Source organism: Nocardioides proteolyticus (assembly GCF_051280635.3).
Lineage (GTDB): Bacteria > Actinomycetota > Actinomycetes > Propionibacteriales > Nocardioidaceae > Nocardioides.
Genome location: NZ_JBNBPO030000004.1, coordinates 104364 through 117216 on the forward strand (window position 1 = coordinate 104364; position 12853 = coordinate 117216).

Consider the following 12853-nt stretch of genomic DNA (forward strand, 5'->3'; position numbering starts at 1 on the left):
ATGACATTAGTTTATGGGGTGTCAGACTGACAAGAGCGACAAGGAGACGGTCATGAACCCGGAGCTGGAGCACGCAGAGGAGTTGGCGGCCGAGGACCTCATCGAGGAGGTCTCGATCGACGGCATGTGCGGCGTCTACTGATGGACGCCCTGCTGGGAGAGCCGTGGATGCTCTCGCCGTCGGTGGCGCTGCGGCCCGAGCCGTTCGGGGCGCTGGCCTACCACTTCGGCAACCGGAAGCTGACTTTCCTCAAGCGGCCGGAGCTGGTCGACGTCGTACGAGGCCTCGAAGCCGCGCCCGACGTGCGGACCGCCCTCGAGACCGCGGGCATTCCGGCCTCCCAGCACGCCGCCTTCGCGGCGGCCCTCCGTGGCCTGGCGGCCACCGACACCATCCGGCCCCGCCCCGTCGTCGAGGAGAAGAGCGCATGACGATCGCCCCCGAACGTCCCACGACGGGTTCGCTGGTCCAGCAGTTCGAGTACGGCCTCGACGCCCCGATCTGCCTGACCTGGGAACTGACCTACGCCTGCAACCTGGAGTGCGCGCACTGCCTCTCTAGCAGCGGCCGGCGCGACCCGCGTGAGCTGACCACCGAGCAGTGCAAGGCGGTGATCGATGAGCTGCAGCGAATGCAGGTGTTCTACGTGAACATCGGCGGGGGCGAGCCGACGATCCGGCCGGACTTCTGGGAGCTGCTGGAATACGCCGTCAACCACAACGTCGGCGTGAAATTCTCCACCAACGGGGTGCGGATCACCCCCGAGCGTGCGGCGTTCCTGGCCTCTCCGGCGTGCAACGGCTACGTCGACGTGCAGGTGTCCCTGGACGGCGCGACGGCCGAGGTCAACGACTACGTGCGAGGGCCCGGCTCCTACGACACCGCGCTTCGGGCCCTGCAGAACCTTCAGGACGCGGGGTTCGAGGACGCGAAGATCTCGGTGGTCTGCACCCGGGAGAACATCGGCCAGCTGGACGAGTTCAAGGCGCTGGCCGACCGGTTCGGCGCCACCCTTCGTCTCACCCGGCTCCGCCCCTCCGGACGGGGAGCGGACGTCTGGGACGAGCTGCACCCGCTGCCGGAGCAGCAGCGCGAGCTCTACGACTGGCTGATGGCTCACACCGCCGATGGCGAGCAGGTCCTCACAGGTGACTCGTTCTTCCACCTCGCTGCATTCGGCGAGTCACTGCCTGGACTGAACCTGTGCGGGGCCGGCCGGGTGGTGTGCCTGATCGACCCGATCGGCGACATCTACGCGTGTCCGTTCGCGATCCATGACAACTTCCTCGCCGGCAACCTGCTCGCCGAGGGCGGGTTCCAGAAGGTGTGGCGGGACTCGGCGCTCTTCAACGACCTGCGCTCGCCCCAGACCGGCGGGGCGTGCTCGTCGTGCCAGTTCTTCGACTCCTGCCGCGGCGGCTGCATGGCGGCGAAGTTCTTCACGGGCCTGCCGCTGGACGGCCCGGACCCCGAGTGCGTGCAGGGGTACGGCGAGCAGGCGCTCGCCGGCGAGCGCACCATCCCGGCGCCGAGCCAGGACCACTCGAAGGCGAACCCCACGCACAACCAGCCGGTGATGCTCAAGCTGCTCAGCGCGCCGCCGGTGTCGGCCTGCGCGGAGAGCCCGCTCGCCGGCTTCCACCCCACCCCCTGACCCCGGGCCGCCGCGTTCCCTCCCGCTCGCGGCGGCCCGGACACCACTATGGAAAGCAAGGGACGATGAAACTCGAGAACCCCTGGAAGCAGAACCCCTGGTTCGAGTCGGTCGCCGTCGCCCAGGAGCGGGCCCGCAAGCGCCTGCCCCAACCGGTGTACGGCGCCCTGGTCGCCGGTTCGGAGCGCGGCCAGAGCATCGCGGACAACGAGGCCGCGTTCGCCGAGCTGGGGCTGGCGCCGCACGTCGTCGGCCAGCTCCCCGAGCGCAGCCAGGCCACGACGGTCTTCGGACAGCAGATCGCCCTCCCGGTGATCATCAGCCCGACCGGCGTGCAGGCCGTGCACCCCGACGGCGAGGTGGCGGTCGCCCGCGCAGCCGCCGCCCGCGGCACGATCATGGGCCTGTCCAACTTCGCGTCGAAGCCGGTCGAGGACGTCACGGCCACGGGCGCGACGACGTTCTTCCAGATGTACTGGACGGGCGACCGCGACACGATGGTCCAGCGCATGCAGCGTGCGCACGCTGCGGGGGTGAAGGGCCTGATCGCCACCCTGGACTGGTCGTTCTCGATGGGGCGGGACTGGGGGAGCCCCGAAATCCCGGAGAGGGTCAACCTCAAGGCGATGGTCCGGCTGGCGCCGAAGGTGGCCCCGAAGGGCCGCTGGATGTGGCAGTTCGGCAAGGAGTTCAAGGCCACCGGCAAGCTCCCCGACCTGACCGCACCCAACCTCGCCGCCCCGGGTGAGGCGACGGGTCCGACGTTCTTCGGCGCCTACTACGAGTGGATGACGACGCCGCCGCCCACGTGGGAGGACGTCGCGTGGATGCGAGAGACCTGGTCGCAGATCTCCGGCACGCCCTTCGTGCTCAAGGGCGTGTGCCGCGTCGACGACGCCCTGCGCGCGGTCGATGCCGGCGTGGACGGCATCTCAGTCTCCAACCACGGGGGCAACAACCTCGACGGCACCCCGGCTGCGATCCGCATGGTCCGCCCCATCAGCAACGCGGTCGGTGAGCAGGTCGACGTGGTCATGGACGGTGGCGTTCGGCGCGGCTCCGACGTCGTCAAGGCGCTCGCCATGGGCGCCAAGGCCGTGCTGATCGGCCGCGCCTATCTCTGGGGCCTCGCGGCCAACGGCCAGGCCGGTGTGGAGAACGTGCTCGACGTTCTCTCCGGTGGCGTCGGCTCGGCGCTGCGCGGCCTCGCGTTGTCCTCGACCGCAGACCTGCGGCCGGAGCACCTGCTGATCCCGGACGGCTTCGACCGCGCGCTCGGCGCACCCGCTGCGGTGGTCGAGCCGGTGGGCATCGGGAGCTGAGGATGTGGACCGGGGAGCGCGCGCTCGCCGCGGCCACGTCGCCGGGTCTGCCCTCCGCGCCGACCGTGCTGGTCCCGGTCGGCTCGACCGAGCAGCACGGCCCGCATTTGCCGCTCGACACCGACACCGTGATCGCGGTCGAGGTCGCGAAGGGCGCTGCCGATGCACTCACGAGGCGCGGGCACGAGACCTTCGTCGCGCCGGCGATCGCCTATGGTTCGAGCGGCGAGCACCAGGACTTTCCTGGCACCAGCTCGATCGGCACAGCGGTGCTGCGTGGCGTCCTCGTCGAGCTCACGCGCTCCCTGTCGACCTGGGCTTCCCGCGTGATCTTCGTGAACGCCCATGGCGGGAACGTGACCGCGCTGCGTGACGCGATCGACCAGCTCCAGCACGAAGGCCGCCACGTCGCGTGGGTTCCCTGCGCGACCGAGGACGTCGACCTCCACGCCGGACGCACCGAGACATCACTCATGCTGCACCTCGCGCCGTGGAACGTGCGTCTGTCCCGGGCCGAGGCCGGCAACGCCGGCTCACTAGCCGAGCTGCTCCCACTCATGATCGAGGGTGGGGTAAAGGCAGTCTCCCCGAACGGGGTTCTCGGTGACCCCGCTGGAGCGACCGCAGCGGAGGGTGTTGCCCTGCTCGAGTCCATGGTCGCCGACGTCACGATCGTCGTCGCCGCGCAGTCATGAACGCGTCGTCCGGACGGGTCGTCCTGGTCACCGGCGCGGCCGGCGGCATCGGCGCTGCGACCGTACGGCGCCTCGTCGCCCAGGGGGACCGCGTGGTAGCTGTCGACGAGGTCGCGTCGCCCGATGACGAGCCCGGGCGCGTCGTCCGCTTCGTCGGGGACGTCCGCGACCGGGCTGCGTTGGCGGCGGCGGTCGACCTCGCACTCGACAGATGGGGCCGGCTCGACGCCGCGGTGGGCGGCGCTGCGGTCGTCGCCGGTGGCGTACCCCTGTGGCAAACCTCCGACGCCGACCTCGACCTGCTCTGGGACGTCGATGTCAAGGGCGTGTGGAACACCGCGGCCGTCACTGTCCCGGCGATGCTGACCGGGCCTGATCCGGCCGGCGCGCGGTTCGTCGCGATCGCCTCGGCGGCTGCGCACCACGGGCTGCACCACCTGGCCGCCTACAACGTCGCCAAGCACGCGGTCGTCGGTCTCGTGAAGGGTCTCGCCGCCGACCTGGTCGGGACCGGCGTCACCGCCTGTGCGGTCTCGCCGGGCTCCACCCGCACACCCATGCTGTCCGCGACGGCGCAGCTCTACGGCCTCGTCGACGGTGAGGCCTTCGCGGAGAACCAGCTGCTCCGCCGCCTCCTCGAGCCGGACGAGGTCGCCGCCACAGTCGCCTTCTGCTGCAGCCGCGAGGCGGCGGTTCTCAACGGGTCGGTCGTGCACGCCGACGGGGGATTCGCGCCATGACCGTGACGTCACCTGCCGGTCAGGACGAGCTGCCGACCGGCTTCCGGATCCGGTTGCGCGACGACCTCCTCCGCGCCGACCACGGCCGCCTGCTCGTCGGAGGGTCCCCGGTCCGCGCCGTCCGGCTCAGCGAACAGGCCCGCCGACTGCTCGCCGGCGGTGAGCTGACCGTCGTGGACGCAGCCACCGCCAACCTCGCCCGGCGGCTCGTCGACGGCAACCTGGCGGACCCGATGCTCGGCGACGTCAACGTGTCGCTCGCCGAGCTCACCGTCGTCGTGCCGGTCCGCGACCGCGAGGAGCAGCTCGACCGCTGCCTCGCCGCCCTGGTTCCAATCCGCGTGATCGTTGTCGACGACGCCTCCGAACAGCCACGCCGGGTCGCGGAGGTCGCGCAGCGCTACGGCGCAAGAGTGCACCGGCTCACCACTAACGTCGGTCCCGCCGGCGCGCGCAACGCCGGCCTCGCCCGGGTACGCACGCCACTCGTCGCCTTCGTCGACTCCGACGTCACGATCGATGCTGCCGGATTGCTGGACCTCGCCCGCCACTGCGCCGACCCCCAGGTCGCGGTCGTCGGTCCGCGGGTGGTCGGCCGCGTCCGCAGCGAGCGTCCCTGCTGGTTCGAGAGGTACGACGCCGTCGCCTCCTCGCTCGACCTCGGCCGTACCAGCGGTGTCGTTCGCCCCGGGGCTGCCATCGGCTGGTTGCCGTCGGCCTGCCTGGTCGGTCGCACTGCTCACTTGACCGGCGACATCGCGGGTTTCGAGGACGGCTGGCGGGTTGCCGAGGACGTTGACCTGGTGTGGCGCCTCGTGGACGCCGGATTCGTTGTCCGCTACGCCCCCGAGGTCGAGGCTCACCATGATGTACGAACCAGCATCGGTGGCTGGCTGGGGCGGAAGTTCTTGTACGGCACGGGCGGTGCTGACCTGGCGAGCCGCCACGGCGACAAGGTCGCACCTGCCGCATTGTCTCCGCTGATGGCCCTCGGCGCGGCGGTGCTCCTGCAGCGGCGTTGGTGGTCGATGCCAGTGGCTGCCCTTGTCGTCGGGCTCACGGCCCGTGCAATCGCACCCGTGCTCCCGGTCGCGGACCGCCGGACGGCGGTGGCGGCCCGTCTCGCCCTGCGCGGCACAGGTTGGGCGGTCCGCCAGGAGAGCGCCCTCCTGCTCAGGCACTGGTGGCCGGCTGCCGCCGTCGCCGCCCCGTTCAGTCGGGCCGTGCGCCGCGCCCTCCTGACCGCCGTCGCCGTCGACCTGGCGGTCTTCCTGCGCGAGCGGCGCGGCGTCGGGCTCCTCACGGCCGCGGCCGGTCGGCGACTCGACGACTTCGCCTACGGCGCCGGTCTGTGGTGGGGCGCGTTGCGTCATCGGAGTGCACGCTGCTTGGCCGTTCGCCACCCTGGTAGATCCGGCGGACGTCCCCTCAAAGAAGGACGCTGCGCGCGATCCGCTTGAGGCGGTCGACGTGTCGCCGCGTCGGCTCGGCGCGCGGATCGAAGGTGCGGGTGAGTGCCATGCCGCGCAAGCTGGTGAACATCACGTCGCGCACGTCAGCGTATCCGGGACGGGCGATGAGCTCCGGGCCGAAGAAGTCGTCCATCGCCTCGCGCACAGCACGGGCGATCTCCCGCTCGCCGGGCAGGAGTGCCGAACGCAGGCTGTCGTGCGTGCGGGCGGCGATCCACAACTCGGTAGCAGCCCAGAAGTAACCCTGCCTGAAGGTGCCGGCCATGGTCTCCACCACGGCGTCGATCCGCTCGCCGGGGTCGGTGGGCCACGAGTGGTCGGACGGCAGCTCGCCAACCCGAGCCTTGGCGAGGTGCTGGGAGGCCGCGATCAGCAGGGCATCCCGGGACGGGAAGTGGTGGAGCAGCCGTCCGCGCGAGACGCCGGCGCGCTCCTGGATCCGCACCGTGGAGGCGCCGCTGTAGCCGTGCTCGAGCATCACGTCGACGGCCGCGTCGAGGATTCGGCGCCGCACGTCGATCGTCCGGCTCTGCACGGCGCGCGGCACGTGGCGCTCCTCTCGTTCTACGGGCCTCGGGTGACAACGGCGAAGTCGAAGGCTACTCTCGCACTAACCAGTCAGATCTGACTGGTTAGCGTCCCGTCAGGAGGTCCTCGTGTCCAATCCCGTCATCGTCGACGTCGTCCGGCTCGCGTCCGGCAAGGGCAAGCCCGGCGGAGCTCTGTCCCGCACCCACCCCACCTCGATGCTCGTCCACGTTCTGAAGGCGATCGTCGAACGCAACGACCTCGACCCGGCCCTCGTCGAGGATGTGATCACCGGCTGCGTGATGCAGGCGGGCGAGCAGTCCATGAACGTCGGCCGCGCCGCTGTCCTGGGTGCTGGCTTCCCCGAGTCAGTCCCTGCGACGACGATCGACCGGGCGTGCGGCTCCAGTCAGCAGGCCGTGCACTTCGCTGCTCAGGGCGTCGCCGCCGGTGCCTACGACGTCGTAATCGCCGCCGGCGTCGAGTCGATGAGCCGGGTCCCGATGGGCATCTCCACGATGGGCAAGGACGCCCTCGGGCCCGAGGTTCACGCGCGCTATCCCGAGGGCCTGGTCAACCAGGGCGTCGCCGCGGAGTTGGTTGCCCACCGATGGAAGCTGGACCGCGACACCCTGGACGCCTTTTCCGCGGAGTCTCACCGGCGGGCCGCCGAGGCCAGCGTCTCGGGGTTCTTCGCGAAGGAGATCGTGCCGATTGCGGTCCCCGACGCCGACGGCCACAGGATCGAGCATGCGGTGGACGAGACCGTGCGCGCCGGCACCACGGAGGAGGGGCTGGCCGCGCTGCAGCCGGCGTTCCGCACCGACGAGCTCGCCGGACGCTTCCCCGACGTCGAGTGGCAGATCCACCCCGGCAACTCCTCGCCGTTCACCGATGGCGCGTCCGCGGCGCTGATCACGAGCGAGGAGATGGCGAGCAAGCTCGGACTCACGCCGCGCGCGCGATTCGTGTCCTTCGCCGTGATCGGTGATGACCCGCTGCTGATGCTGACCGCACCGATCCCGGCCACCCAGAAGGCGCTGGCCCGGGCGGCCCTGGGCATCGGTGACATCGACGCCTACGAGGTCAACGAGGCGTTCGCCCCGGTTCCGCTCGCCTGGGCGCACGACCTCGGCGCCGACCCGGCGAAGCTCAACCCGCGCGGAGGCGCGATCGCCCTGGGCCACGCACTCGGGTCGTCGGGCACTCGCCTGCTGGCGACGCTGGTCAACCATCTCGAGGCCACCAATGGGCGGTACGGCGTCCAGACCATGTGTGAGGCCAACGGCATGGCCAACGCGACCATCATCGAGAAGCTCTGAGGAGGAGAAGCCCGATGGGCAGGATCAAGCTGGGCATGGTGATCGACTATGCCGGCGGGTTCGACGAGACCGTCGAACTGCTACTGGCCTATGAGCAGGCCGGTCTCGAGCTCGCCGCGGTACCGGAGGCCTACTCGTTCGACGGGGCCAGCCAGCTCGGCTACCTCGCGGCGCGCACCGAGCGACTTGAGCTGATGTCGGCGATCTTCCAGATCTACTCCCGCACACCGGCGCTCCTGGCCATGACCGCTGCCGGCCTCGACTACGTGTCGAATGGTCGCTTCACGCTCGGGCTCGGCGCCAGCGGGCCGCAGGTTGTCGAGGGCTTCCACGGCGTGAAGTACGACGCCCAGCTCGGTCGCACGCGGGAGGTCGTCGACATCTGCCGCCAAGTCTGGCGCCGTGAACCGGTCCAGCACCGCGGCAAGCATTACACCGTCCCGCTGACCGGGGAGGATGGCGGATCCGGGCTCGGCAAGCCCCTGAAGATCATCAACCACCCGGTACGCGCCGAGATCCCCATCTCCATCGCGGCGCTGGGGGAGAAGAACGTTGCGCTCGTGGCCGAGATCGCGCAGGGATGGCAGCCGCTGTTCTTCCATCCGCATAAGGCACAGAAGGCATGGGGGCAGGCGCTTGCCGACGGCTTCAAGAAGCGCGATCCGAGACTCGGTGAACTGGACATCCAGCTCCAGGTGAACTTCCACGTCGGAGAGCCCTCGCCCGAGGCCGTGCAGAAGGTGCGCAACCAACTTGCGCTCTACATCGGCGGCATGGGCGCGCGTGGCAAGAACTTCTACAACCAGCTTGCGTGTCGCTACGGATACGACGCAGAGGCGAAGGAGGTCCAGGACCTGTATCTAGCGGGCCAGAAGGCGGAGGCCGCTGCCGCCGTACCGCAGGAGCTCATCGATGCGGTCACCCTGATCGGTGACGAGGACTCGATCGCGCGACAGGTCGAGGAGTTCCACGCCGCCGGCGTGAGGACCTTCCTGCTCAACCCCGTCGCGGACGATGCGGCCGATCGGATCGACCATCTCCGCCGCCTCGCTGCGATCGTCGCGCGGCAGGACGGCTGATCTTCTCGCCAGGACCAGTGGGTGGGGGCGCATGCATGCGAGTGTGGGCGGAAGCCTGAGGCCGCTACACACGCTGGGCACGGTTGGCGGGTAGAAATCGGCATTGATTCGAACCAGACCGCGTGTCGTCGGGCCCCACGACCCACTCGTAGCAGGTTCAACTGAGACGACGGAACCCGCGGCCCTTAGACCGGCATGAGCTCAACCCGCGAGACCGCTACTCGCCGAGCCCTCGTCGGTCTCTGGTCGGCTCACAGCGATGGGCTTCTCGAACCGCGCGGTCCTCGCGATTGAGGCCGCCATGTCCGGGCGATCGAGCGATTAAGTGGATGGGTGCGCACAGCGGCTCAAGTCCGGCTCAAAATGAGCTCGGCTGAGACGACTTCGCGTCCTTCGGCGACTAACTGCGACCGGAGGCGACGTAGGCGCGATGCGTGCGCTGACCTGCTATTTTGGCCTCGCTGAGGCGTCGGCTAAGGGCGTGCCGAGTCGGCGCCAGACACCTCGATATCCTTCCGATTCGCACTACGGATCAGAAGGTTTGGGGTTCGAATCCCTACAGGCGCGCAAGAGTTTCGGCTGGTCGGAGCGCGTTTCCCGGATCGGGGAGACGCGCTCTCGCCGTTCGTGGGGTCCGTTCGGTGTCCGGCAAGTCGATGTCCCCGACATCGTCGGGATCGACTCCGAGCGAGATGACGGCCGACCGCAAGCCCTCCACGTACCGCGGCCAGGACATCAGGCTCCAGTTCGAGCGTCTGGTCAGCGGAACGTCGCTCGGTACTCCGTCGGTGTTCGGCCGGTGAGGTCGCGGAACGCCGCGTTGAACGCCGACAGCGAGGTGTAGCCCACGCGGTGCGCGACGGTGGTGATCGATTCCTGCCCAGCCGCAAGCTCCTCCACAGCACGCAGCACCCGCATCCGGCGGAGCACCGCCCGCCATGTCATCGCGCACTCCTCCTCGAAGCGGCGCGCCAAGGACCGCGGCGTGAGTCCGACGGCTGCCGCCACCTCGCTGAAGGACAGATCCTCAGCCGAGCGTTCCGCGGTGACGGCGAGGGCCCTCCGCAGCTCCGGCGAACGGCCGGCGGGGACGTGCACCTGGCTCGGGTGCTCGGCGAGGCGCCACGCGACGGCGGCCAGCGCCGCGAAGATGCTGCGTGCGTAGGCCGGTAGCGGCTCGCTGTCGTCCGGCCAGGCGATGCTTTCCGAGACCAGCGCCCTTGCCAGGGGGTTCAGGTCGAACACCGTGAGCGGCGCCGGCGGCACGTCGGTGAAGTCGGTGGCGAACAGCACCGACGACGTGGTCGAGGGCTGTGGGATGGCGACCTGGATCGGCTCGCCGGCGGCGATGAGGGCGGCTCTGGCTGGAGGCAGCAGCCATGACCTGCCGGCTGCCTCGAGCCGCAGCGCGCCCCGGGACGCACAGAGCAGGTAGTGCCGGTCGACCAGGAGCTGGGTGGTCGGAGCCACCGCGAAGTCCCGCACGAACGCGTACGCCTCGCGGCTCACGGCAGCCTCCGCGCCCGGCAGACCCTGGTCACGACGGTCACACGGTCTCGAGGAGCTGGGCGCGGAACCGCCGGCTGACCGGCGGTGCGGTCAGCAACGGGCGCAGGACGACGTTGGAGCGCTCGAACTCGGCGGAAGCCAGGTACGTCGCGAAGGAGGGCTGGTCGGCCCACTCATGGACGACGGTGACGCTCTGGTCGTCCGTCCGGTCGACGAGCACGCGAAAGTCGACGTTGCCGGGCATCGCCCGGATGCCGTCGCGCTCGGCATCGAGTTGGGCGAGAGCGGCAGGCCGGTCGGCCGGGGTGGTCCGGAGGTCGACGATGGCGATGAGCACGGGTTCTCCCTGTCAGGTCGGTGGGTCGGACATCCTCGATCTTCGGCCAGCTGGACCGCGGCCCGCTCCCGTCGGTCGGACACGTCTGCGCTGGTAGCGGACAGCGACGGTCGCCCACGCTCGACAGGTCGCTGTCGCGTCGCCGTTGCTCGCGGCCGCTCCCGCCTCGGTTGCAGACCGGCGAGCCTCGGTCAGGCGGCCGCATCCTTGCGAGGTCGACCGCGAGGCCTTTTCCGCGGGATCACGACGCCACCGAGGAGCAGGTGCCCGCCCCACACGCCCCAGGGCTCGCGGCGTTCGAGTGCGCCGTCCAGGCACCGGGTCCGCGCGGGACACCGTTGGCAGAGCGCCTTGGCGGCCTCCACCTTGTCCGGGGTGTCACCGAACCAGAGCTCGGGGTCGTGCACCCGACACGGGACCTGGTCGTGCTCGTCGGTGCTCATCAGTTCTCCGTCCACATTCGTCGGGTCGAGCCCCCCAGGCCGCCAGAGACGAGACGCTCCGGTCCGTCTCAGTGCGAGTATGACACAAGACGAGACGGTCCGTCTGATAGGTTGCGCCCGATGACTTCCCCTGACCCCCAGCGACGGAACCCGTCGTCCCATCGCGCGATCCTGGATGCCGCCTGGGCCGAGGTGCTACAGAAGGGGTACGACGGGCTGACGATCGAGGGCATCGCCGCGCGGGCCGGCGTGGGGAAGCAGACGGTCTACCGCTGGTGGCGCTCCAAGGCCGCCGTCCTGCTGGAGGCGATCAACGCGCGTGCCGAGCAGACCTCGGCGTTTCCTGACACCGGAGACATCGTTGCCGATCTGGGCGGTCAGCTCGCGGGGGTGGCGACGTTCCTTGCCGGCGAGGGCGGCGCGGTCCAGCGCGCTCTCCTCGCGGCCGCCCAGTCGGACCCGGACCTCGCCTCCGAGCTCCTCCGGCAGACCATCGAGCCCCGCACTCGTGCCTGCGCGCAGCGGTTGGTCAAGGCGCAGGCCGCGGGGCAGATCCGCGCCGACCTGGACCCTCTCGACATCGTCGAGCTGGTCTACGGTCCCCTCTACTACCGGATGATCCTCCACACCCGGCCCTTGAGCGCGACCGACGCCCAGGAGCAGCTGCAACGGATCCTCGATGGGCTGGCCGCGCGCACCTGAGTCGAGGGCATCCTGTCCGCGGACAGCGCTCGGCACCTGCAGCCCTCGGACCACGTGTTCGAGTCGATCTGCGGGAGAGGCCGAGCGGTCCTCGGCTGTCACTCGGTGACCGGCCCCGCGAGCGCGGGCAGGAGCTCGTCGTGGGCCCAGGCGCGGAAAGTGGTCTCCGTGGTGGTGGTCGGGTCGCGTCGCTGCTCCGGCGTGAAGCCGTCCCTGAGCCCGATCGACATGCCCACCATGGCTTCGACCTGCTGCTCCGACATGCCCGCCCCGGCCAGCGCGCCGCGCATCGCGTCGTCGGAGATCCGCGTCGCCTCGACCGGATGCCCGGTGAGCTCACTGAGGGTCCGCATCACGTCGTCCCAGGACAGGTCGGCCGGTCCGTGCACGGCGCGAACGTGCCGCCCGGACCAGTCGGGCCGGAGGAGGTACGACGCGGCGACCTCGGCGATGTCCCGGGGCGCCACCCACGCCATCGCGTGATCGGTGGGCCACACCGTGGGCACCGTCCCGTTCCTCAGGTCGTCGAGCTGGAAGAGCAGGTTGGTGTAGAAGAAACCGCACCGGAGGTGGACGACATCCAGGCCGGCCGCGGCGGTGGAGCGGTCCAACGCCTCCTCCACGCTGGCGAGCCCGTCGATCTCGCCGGCGCCGTGGCGCAACTCCGCGCCGACGCTGCTCTGGAAGACGGTCCGCCGGATCCGGTGCCGGGTGACCGCCGCGGCGAGGTGCTCGCCGACCTCGGCGTACGACGCCAGCGGGTCGGGGCTGCTCGGCGGCGGCACCACGGCGTACAGGGCCTCGACACCGGCGGTGGCCTCGAGCACCGAGTCGGCGTCGGTGAGGTCGACGGGCACGACGTCGACGTAGGGCCGCAGGTCGGGAACCACGGAGTCGACACGATGCGGCAGCAGCAGGGGTCTGACGCCGGCGCGCACCAGGGTCCTGCTGAGGAAGCTGCCGACGTGTCCGGACGGGGTGGTCACTGCGATCGTCATGGCTTCGACGGTAGGAGCAGTGGTGGTCAGATCCCGTCCACTACTGTGGCA

At 70.2% G+C, this 12853-nt stretch carries 15 protein-coding genes; 10 read left to right on the plus strand and 5 right to left on the minus strand.

What is annotated here, in order from left to right; genetic code table 11:
• Nucleotides 1–52 precede the first annotated feature (52 nt).
• From mftA to mftF, 7 genes are all read left to right on the plus strand, one after another.
• Nucleotides 53–142 (plus strand): mycofactocin precursor MftA, encoded by a 90-nt coding sequence (gene mftA / locus ACPOLA_RS03805; protein WP_435769062.1) that lies wholly within the window; start codon nucleotides 53–55, stop codon nucleotides 140–142.
• A complete protein-coding gene (gene mftB / locus ACPOLA_RS03810) occupies nucleotides 142–432 on the plus strand; it encodes a mycofactocin biosynthesis chaperone MftB (RefSeq protein ID WP_435769063.1) in 291 nt (96 codons plus the stop codon). The genes mftA and mftB overlap by 1 nt, the downstream gene beginning before the upstream one ends.
• Nucleotides 429–1655, plus strand: a complete 1227-nt coding sequence (gene mftC / locus ACPOLA_RS03815; RefSeq protein ID WP_435769064.1) for a mycofactocin radical SAM maturase — start codon at nucleotides 429–431, stop codon at nucleotides 1653–1655. Before mftB ends, mftC begins: the two co-directional genes overlap by 4 nt.
• Nucleotides 1656–1720: 65 nt before the next feature.
• Complete coding sequence (gene mftD / locus ACPOLA_RS03820; protein WP_435769065.1) at nucleotides 1721–2977, plus strand: pre-mycofactocin synthase MftD; 1257 nt, start codon at nucleotides 1721–1723, stop codon at nucleotides 2975–2977.
• Between the two features lie 2 nt (nucleotides 2978–2979).
• Nucleotides 2980–3672, plus strand: a complete 693-nt coding sequence (gene mftE, locus ACPOLA_RS03825; RefSeq protein WP_435769066.1) for a mycofactocin biosynthesis peptidyl-dipeptidase MftE — start codon at nucleotides 2980–2982, stop codon at nucleotides 3670–3672.
• The gene (locus ACPOLA_RS03830; RefSeq protein ID WP_435769067.1) at nucleotides 3669–4412 is read left to right on the plus strand and encodes a mycofactocin-coupled SDR family oxidoreductase; all 744 of its coding nucleotides are present in this window, start codon (nucleotides 3669–3671) and stop codon (nucleotides 4410–4412) included. The genes mftE and ACPOLA_RS03830 overlap by 4 nt, the downstream gene beginning before the upstream one ends.
• On the plus strand, nucleotides 4409–5872 hold the full coding sequence (mftF, locus tag ACPOLA_RS03835; RefSeq protein ID WP_435769068.1) for a mycofactocin biosynthesis glycosyltransferase MftF: 1464 nt from the start codon (nucleotides 4409–4411) through the stop codon (nucleotides 5870–5872). Before ACPOLA_RS03830 ends, mftF begins: the two co-directional genes overlap by 4 nt.
• Here mftF and ACPOLA_RS03840 read toward each other — a convergent pair.
• Nucleotides 5841–6431 carry a TetR/AcrR family transcriptional regulator gene (locus tag ACPOLA_RS03840; protein WP_435769069.1) on the minus strand — a complete coding sequence of 197 codons (591 nt, stop codon included), beginning with the start codon at nucleotides 6429–6431 and terminating at the stop codon, nucleotides 5841–5843. The two genes, mftF and ACPOLA_RS03840, sit on opposite strands and share 32 nt — an antisense overlap.
• Before the next feature lie 109 nt (nucleotides 6432–6540).
• Here ACPOLA_RS03840 and ACPOLA_RS03845 point away from each other — a divergent pair, with 109 nt between their 5' ends.
• On the plus strand, nucleotides 6541–7734 hold the full coding sequence (locus ACPOLA_RS03845; RefSeq protein WP_435769070.1) for a thiolase family protein: 1194 nt from the start codon (nucleotides 6541–6543) through the stop codon (nucleotides 7732–7734).
• A gap of 14 nt (nucleotides 7735–7748) precedes the next feature.
• Entirely contained in the window at nucleotides 7749–8813 is a 1065-nt protein-coding gene (locus ACPOLA_RS03850; RefSeq protein WP_435769071.1) for an LLM class F420-dependent oxidoreductase, read from the plus strand.
• Between the two features lie 759 nt (nucleotides 8814–9572).
• On the opposite strand, the gene ACPOLA_RS03855 is transcribed toward ACPOLA_RS03850, so the two are convergent.
• The 3 genes from ACPOLA_RS03855 to ACPOLA_RS03865 form a co-directional block, all read right to left on the minus strand.
• Nucleotides 9573–10322: a helix-turn-helix transcriptional regulator gene (locus tag ACPOLA_RS03855; RefSeq protein WP_435769072.1), complete on the minus strand. Its 750-nt coding sequence runs from the start codon at nucleotides 10320–10322 to the stop codon at nucleotides 9573–9575.
• Between the two features lie 37 nt (nucleotides 10323–10359).
• Entirely contained in the window at nucleotides 10360–10659 is a 300-nt protein-coding gene (locus tag ACPOLA_RS03860; protein WP_435769073.1) for a putative quinol monooxygenase, read from the minus strand.
• Nucleotides 10660–10850: 191 nt separating this feature from the next.
• Complete coding sequence (locus ACPOLA_RS03865; protein ID WP_435769074.1) at nucleotides 10851–11264, minus strand: WhiB family transcriptional regulator; 414 nt, start codon at nucleotides 11262–11264, stop codon at nucleotides 10851–10853.
• Between ACPOLA_RS03865 and ACPOLA_RS03870 the strand changes: the two genes are divergently transcribed.
• Nucleotides 11223–11804, plus strand: a complete 582-nt coding sequence (locus tag ACPOLA_RS03870; protein ID WP_435769075.1) for a TetR/AcrR family transcriptional regulator — start codon at nucleotides 11223–11225, stop codon at nucleotides 11802–11804. The genes ACPOLA_RS03865 and ACPOLA_RS03870 overlap by 42 nt on opposite strands.
• Before the next feature lie 98 nt (nucleotides 11805–11902).
• Here ACPOLA_RS03870 and ACPOLA_RS03875 read toward each other — a convergent pair whose 3' ends face one another.
• A complete protein-coding gene (locus ACPOLA_RS03875) occupies nucleotides 11903–12802 on the minus strand; it encodes an NmrA family NAD(P)-binding protein (protein ID WP_435769076.1) in 900 nt (299 codons plus the stop codon).
• Nucleotides 12803–12853 lie beyond the last annotated feature (51 nt).

Excerpts from the sequence above, each read along its gene's own strand:
- mftA (WP_435769062.1), top strand. The coding sequence starts at position 53 with ATGAACCCGGAGCTGGAGCACGCAGAGGAGTTGGCGGCCGAGGACCTC.
- mftB (WP_435769063.1), top strand. The coding sequence starts at position 142 with ATGGACGCCCTGCTGGGAGAGCCGTGGATGCTCTCGCCGTCGGTGGCG.
- mftC (WP_435769064.1), top strand. The coding sequence starts at position 429 with ATGACGATCGCCCCCGAACGTCCCACGACGGGTTCGCTGGTCCAGCAG.
- mftD (WP_435769065.1), top strand. The coding sequence starts at position 1,721 with ATGAAACTCGAGAACCCCTGGAAGCAGAACCCCTGGTTCGAGTCGGTC.
- mftE (WP_435769066.1), top strand. The coding sequence starts at position 2,980 with ATGTGGACCGGGGAGCGCGCGCTCGCCGCGGCCACGTCGCCGGGTCTG.
- ACPOLA_RS03830 (WP_435769067.1), top strand. The coding sequence starts at position 3,669 with ATGAACGCGTCGTCCGGACGGGTCGTCCTGGTCACCGGCGCGGCCGGC.
- mftF (WP_435769068.1), top strand. The coding sequence starts at position 4,409 with ATGACCGTGACGTCACCTGCCGGTCAGGACGAGCTGCCGACCGGCTTC.
- ACPOLA_RS03850 (WP_435769071.1), top strand. The coding sequence starts at position 7,749 with ATGGGCAGGATCAAGCTGGGCATGGTGATCGACTATGCCGGCGGGTTC.
- ACPOLA_RS03870 (WP_435769075.1), top strand. The coding sequence starts at position 11,223 with ATGACTTCCCCTGACCCCCAGCGACGGAACCCGTCGTCCCATCGCGCG.
- ACPOLA_RS03865 (WP_435769074.1), bottom strand. The coding sequence starts at position 11,264 with ATGGGACGACGGGTTCCGTCGCTGGGGGTCAGGGGAAGTCATCGGGCG.
- ACPOLA_RS03875 (WP_435769076.1), bottom strand. The coding sequence starts at position 12,802 with ATGACGATCGCAGTGACCACCCCGTCCGGACACGTCGGCAGCTTCCTC.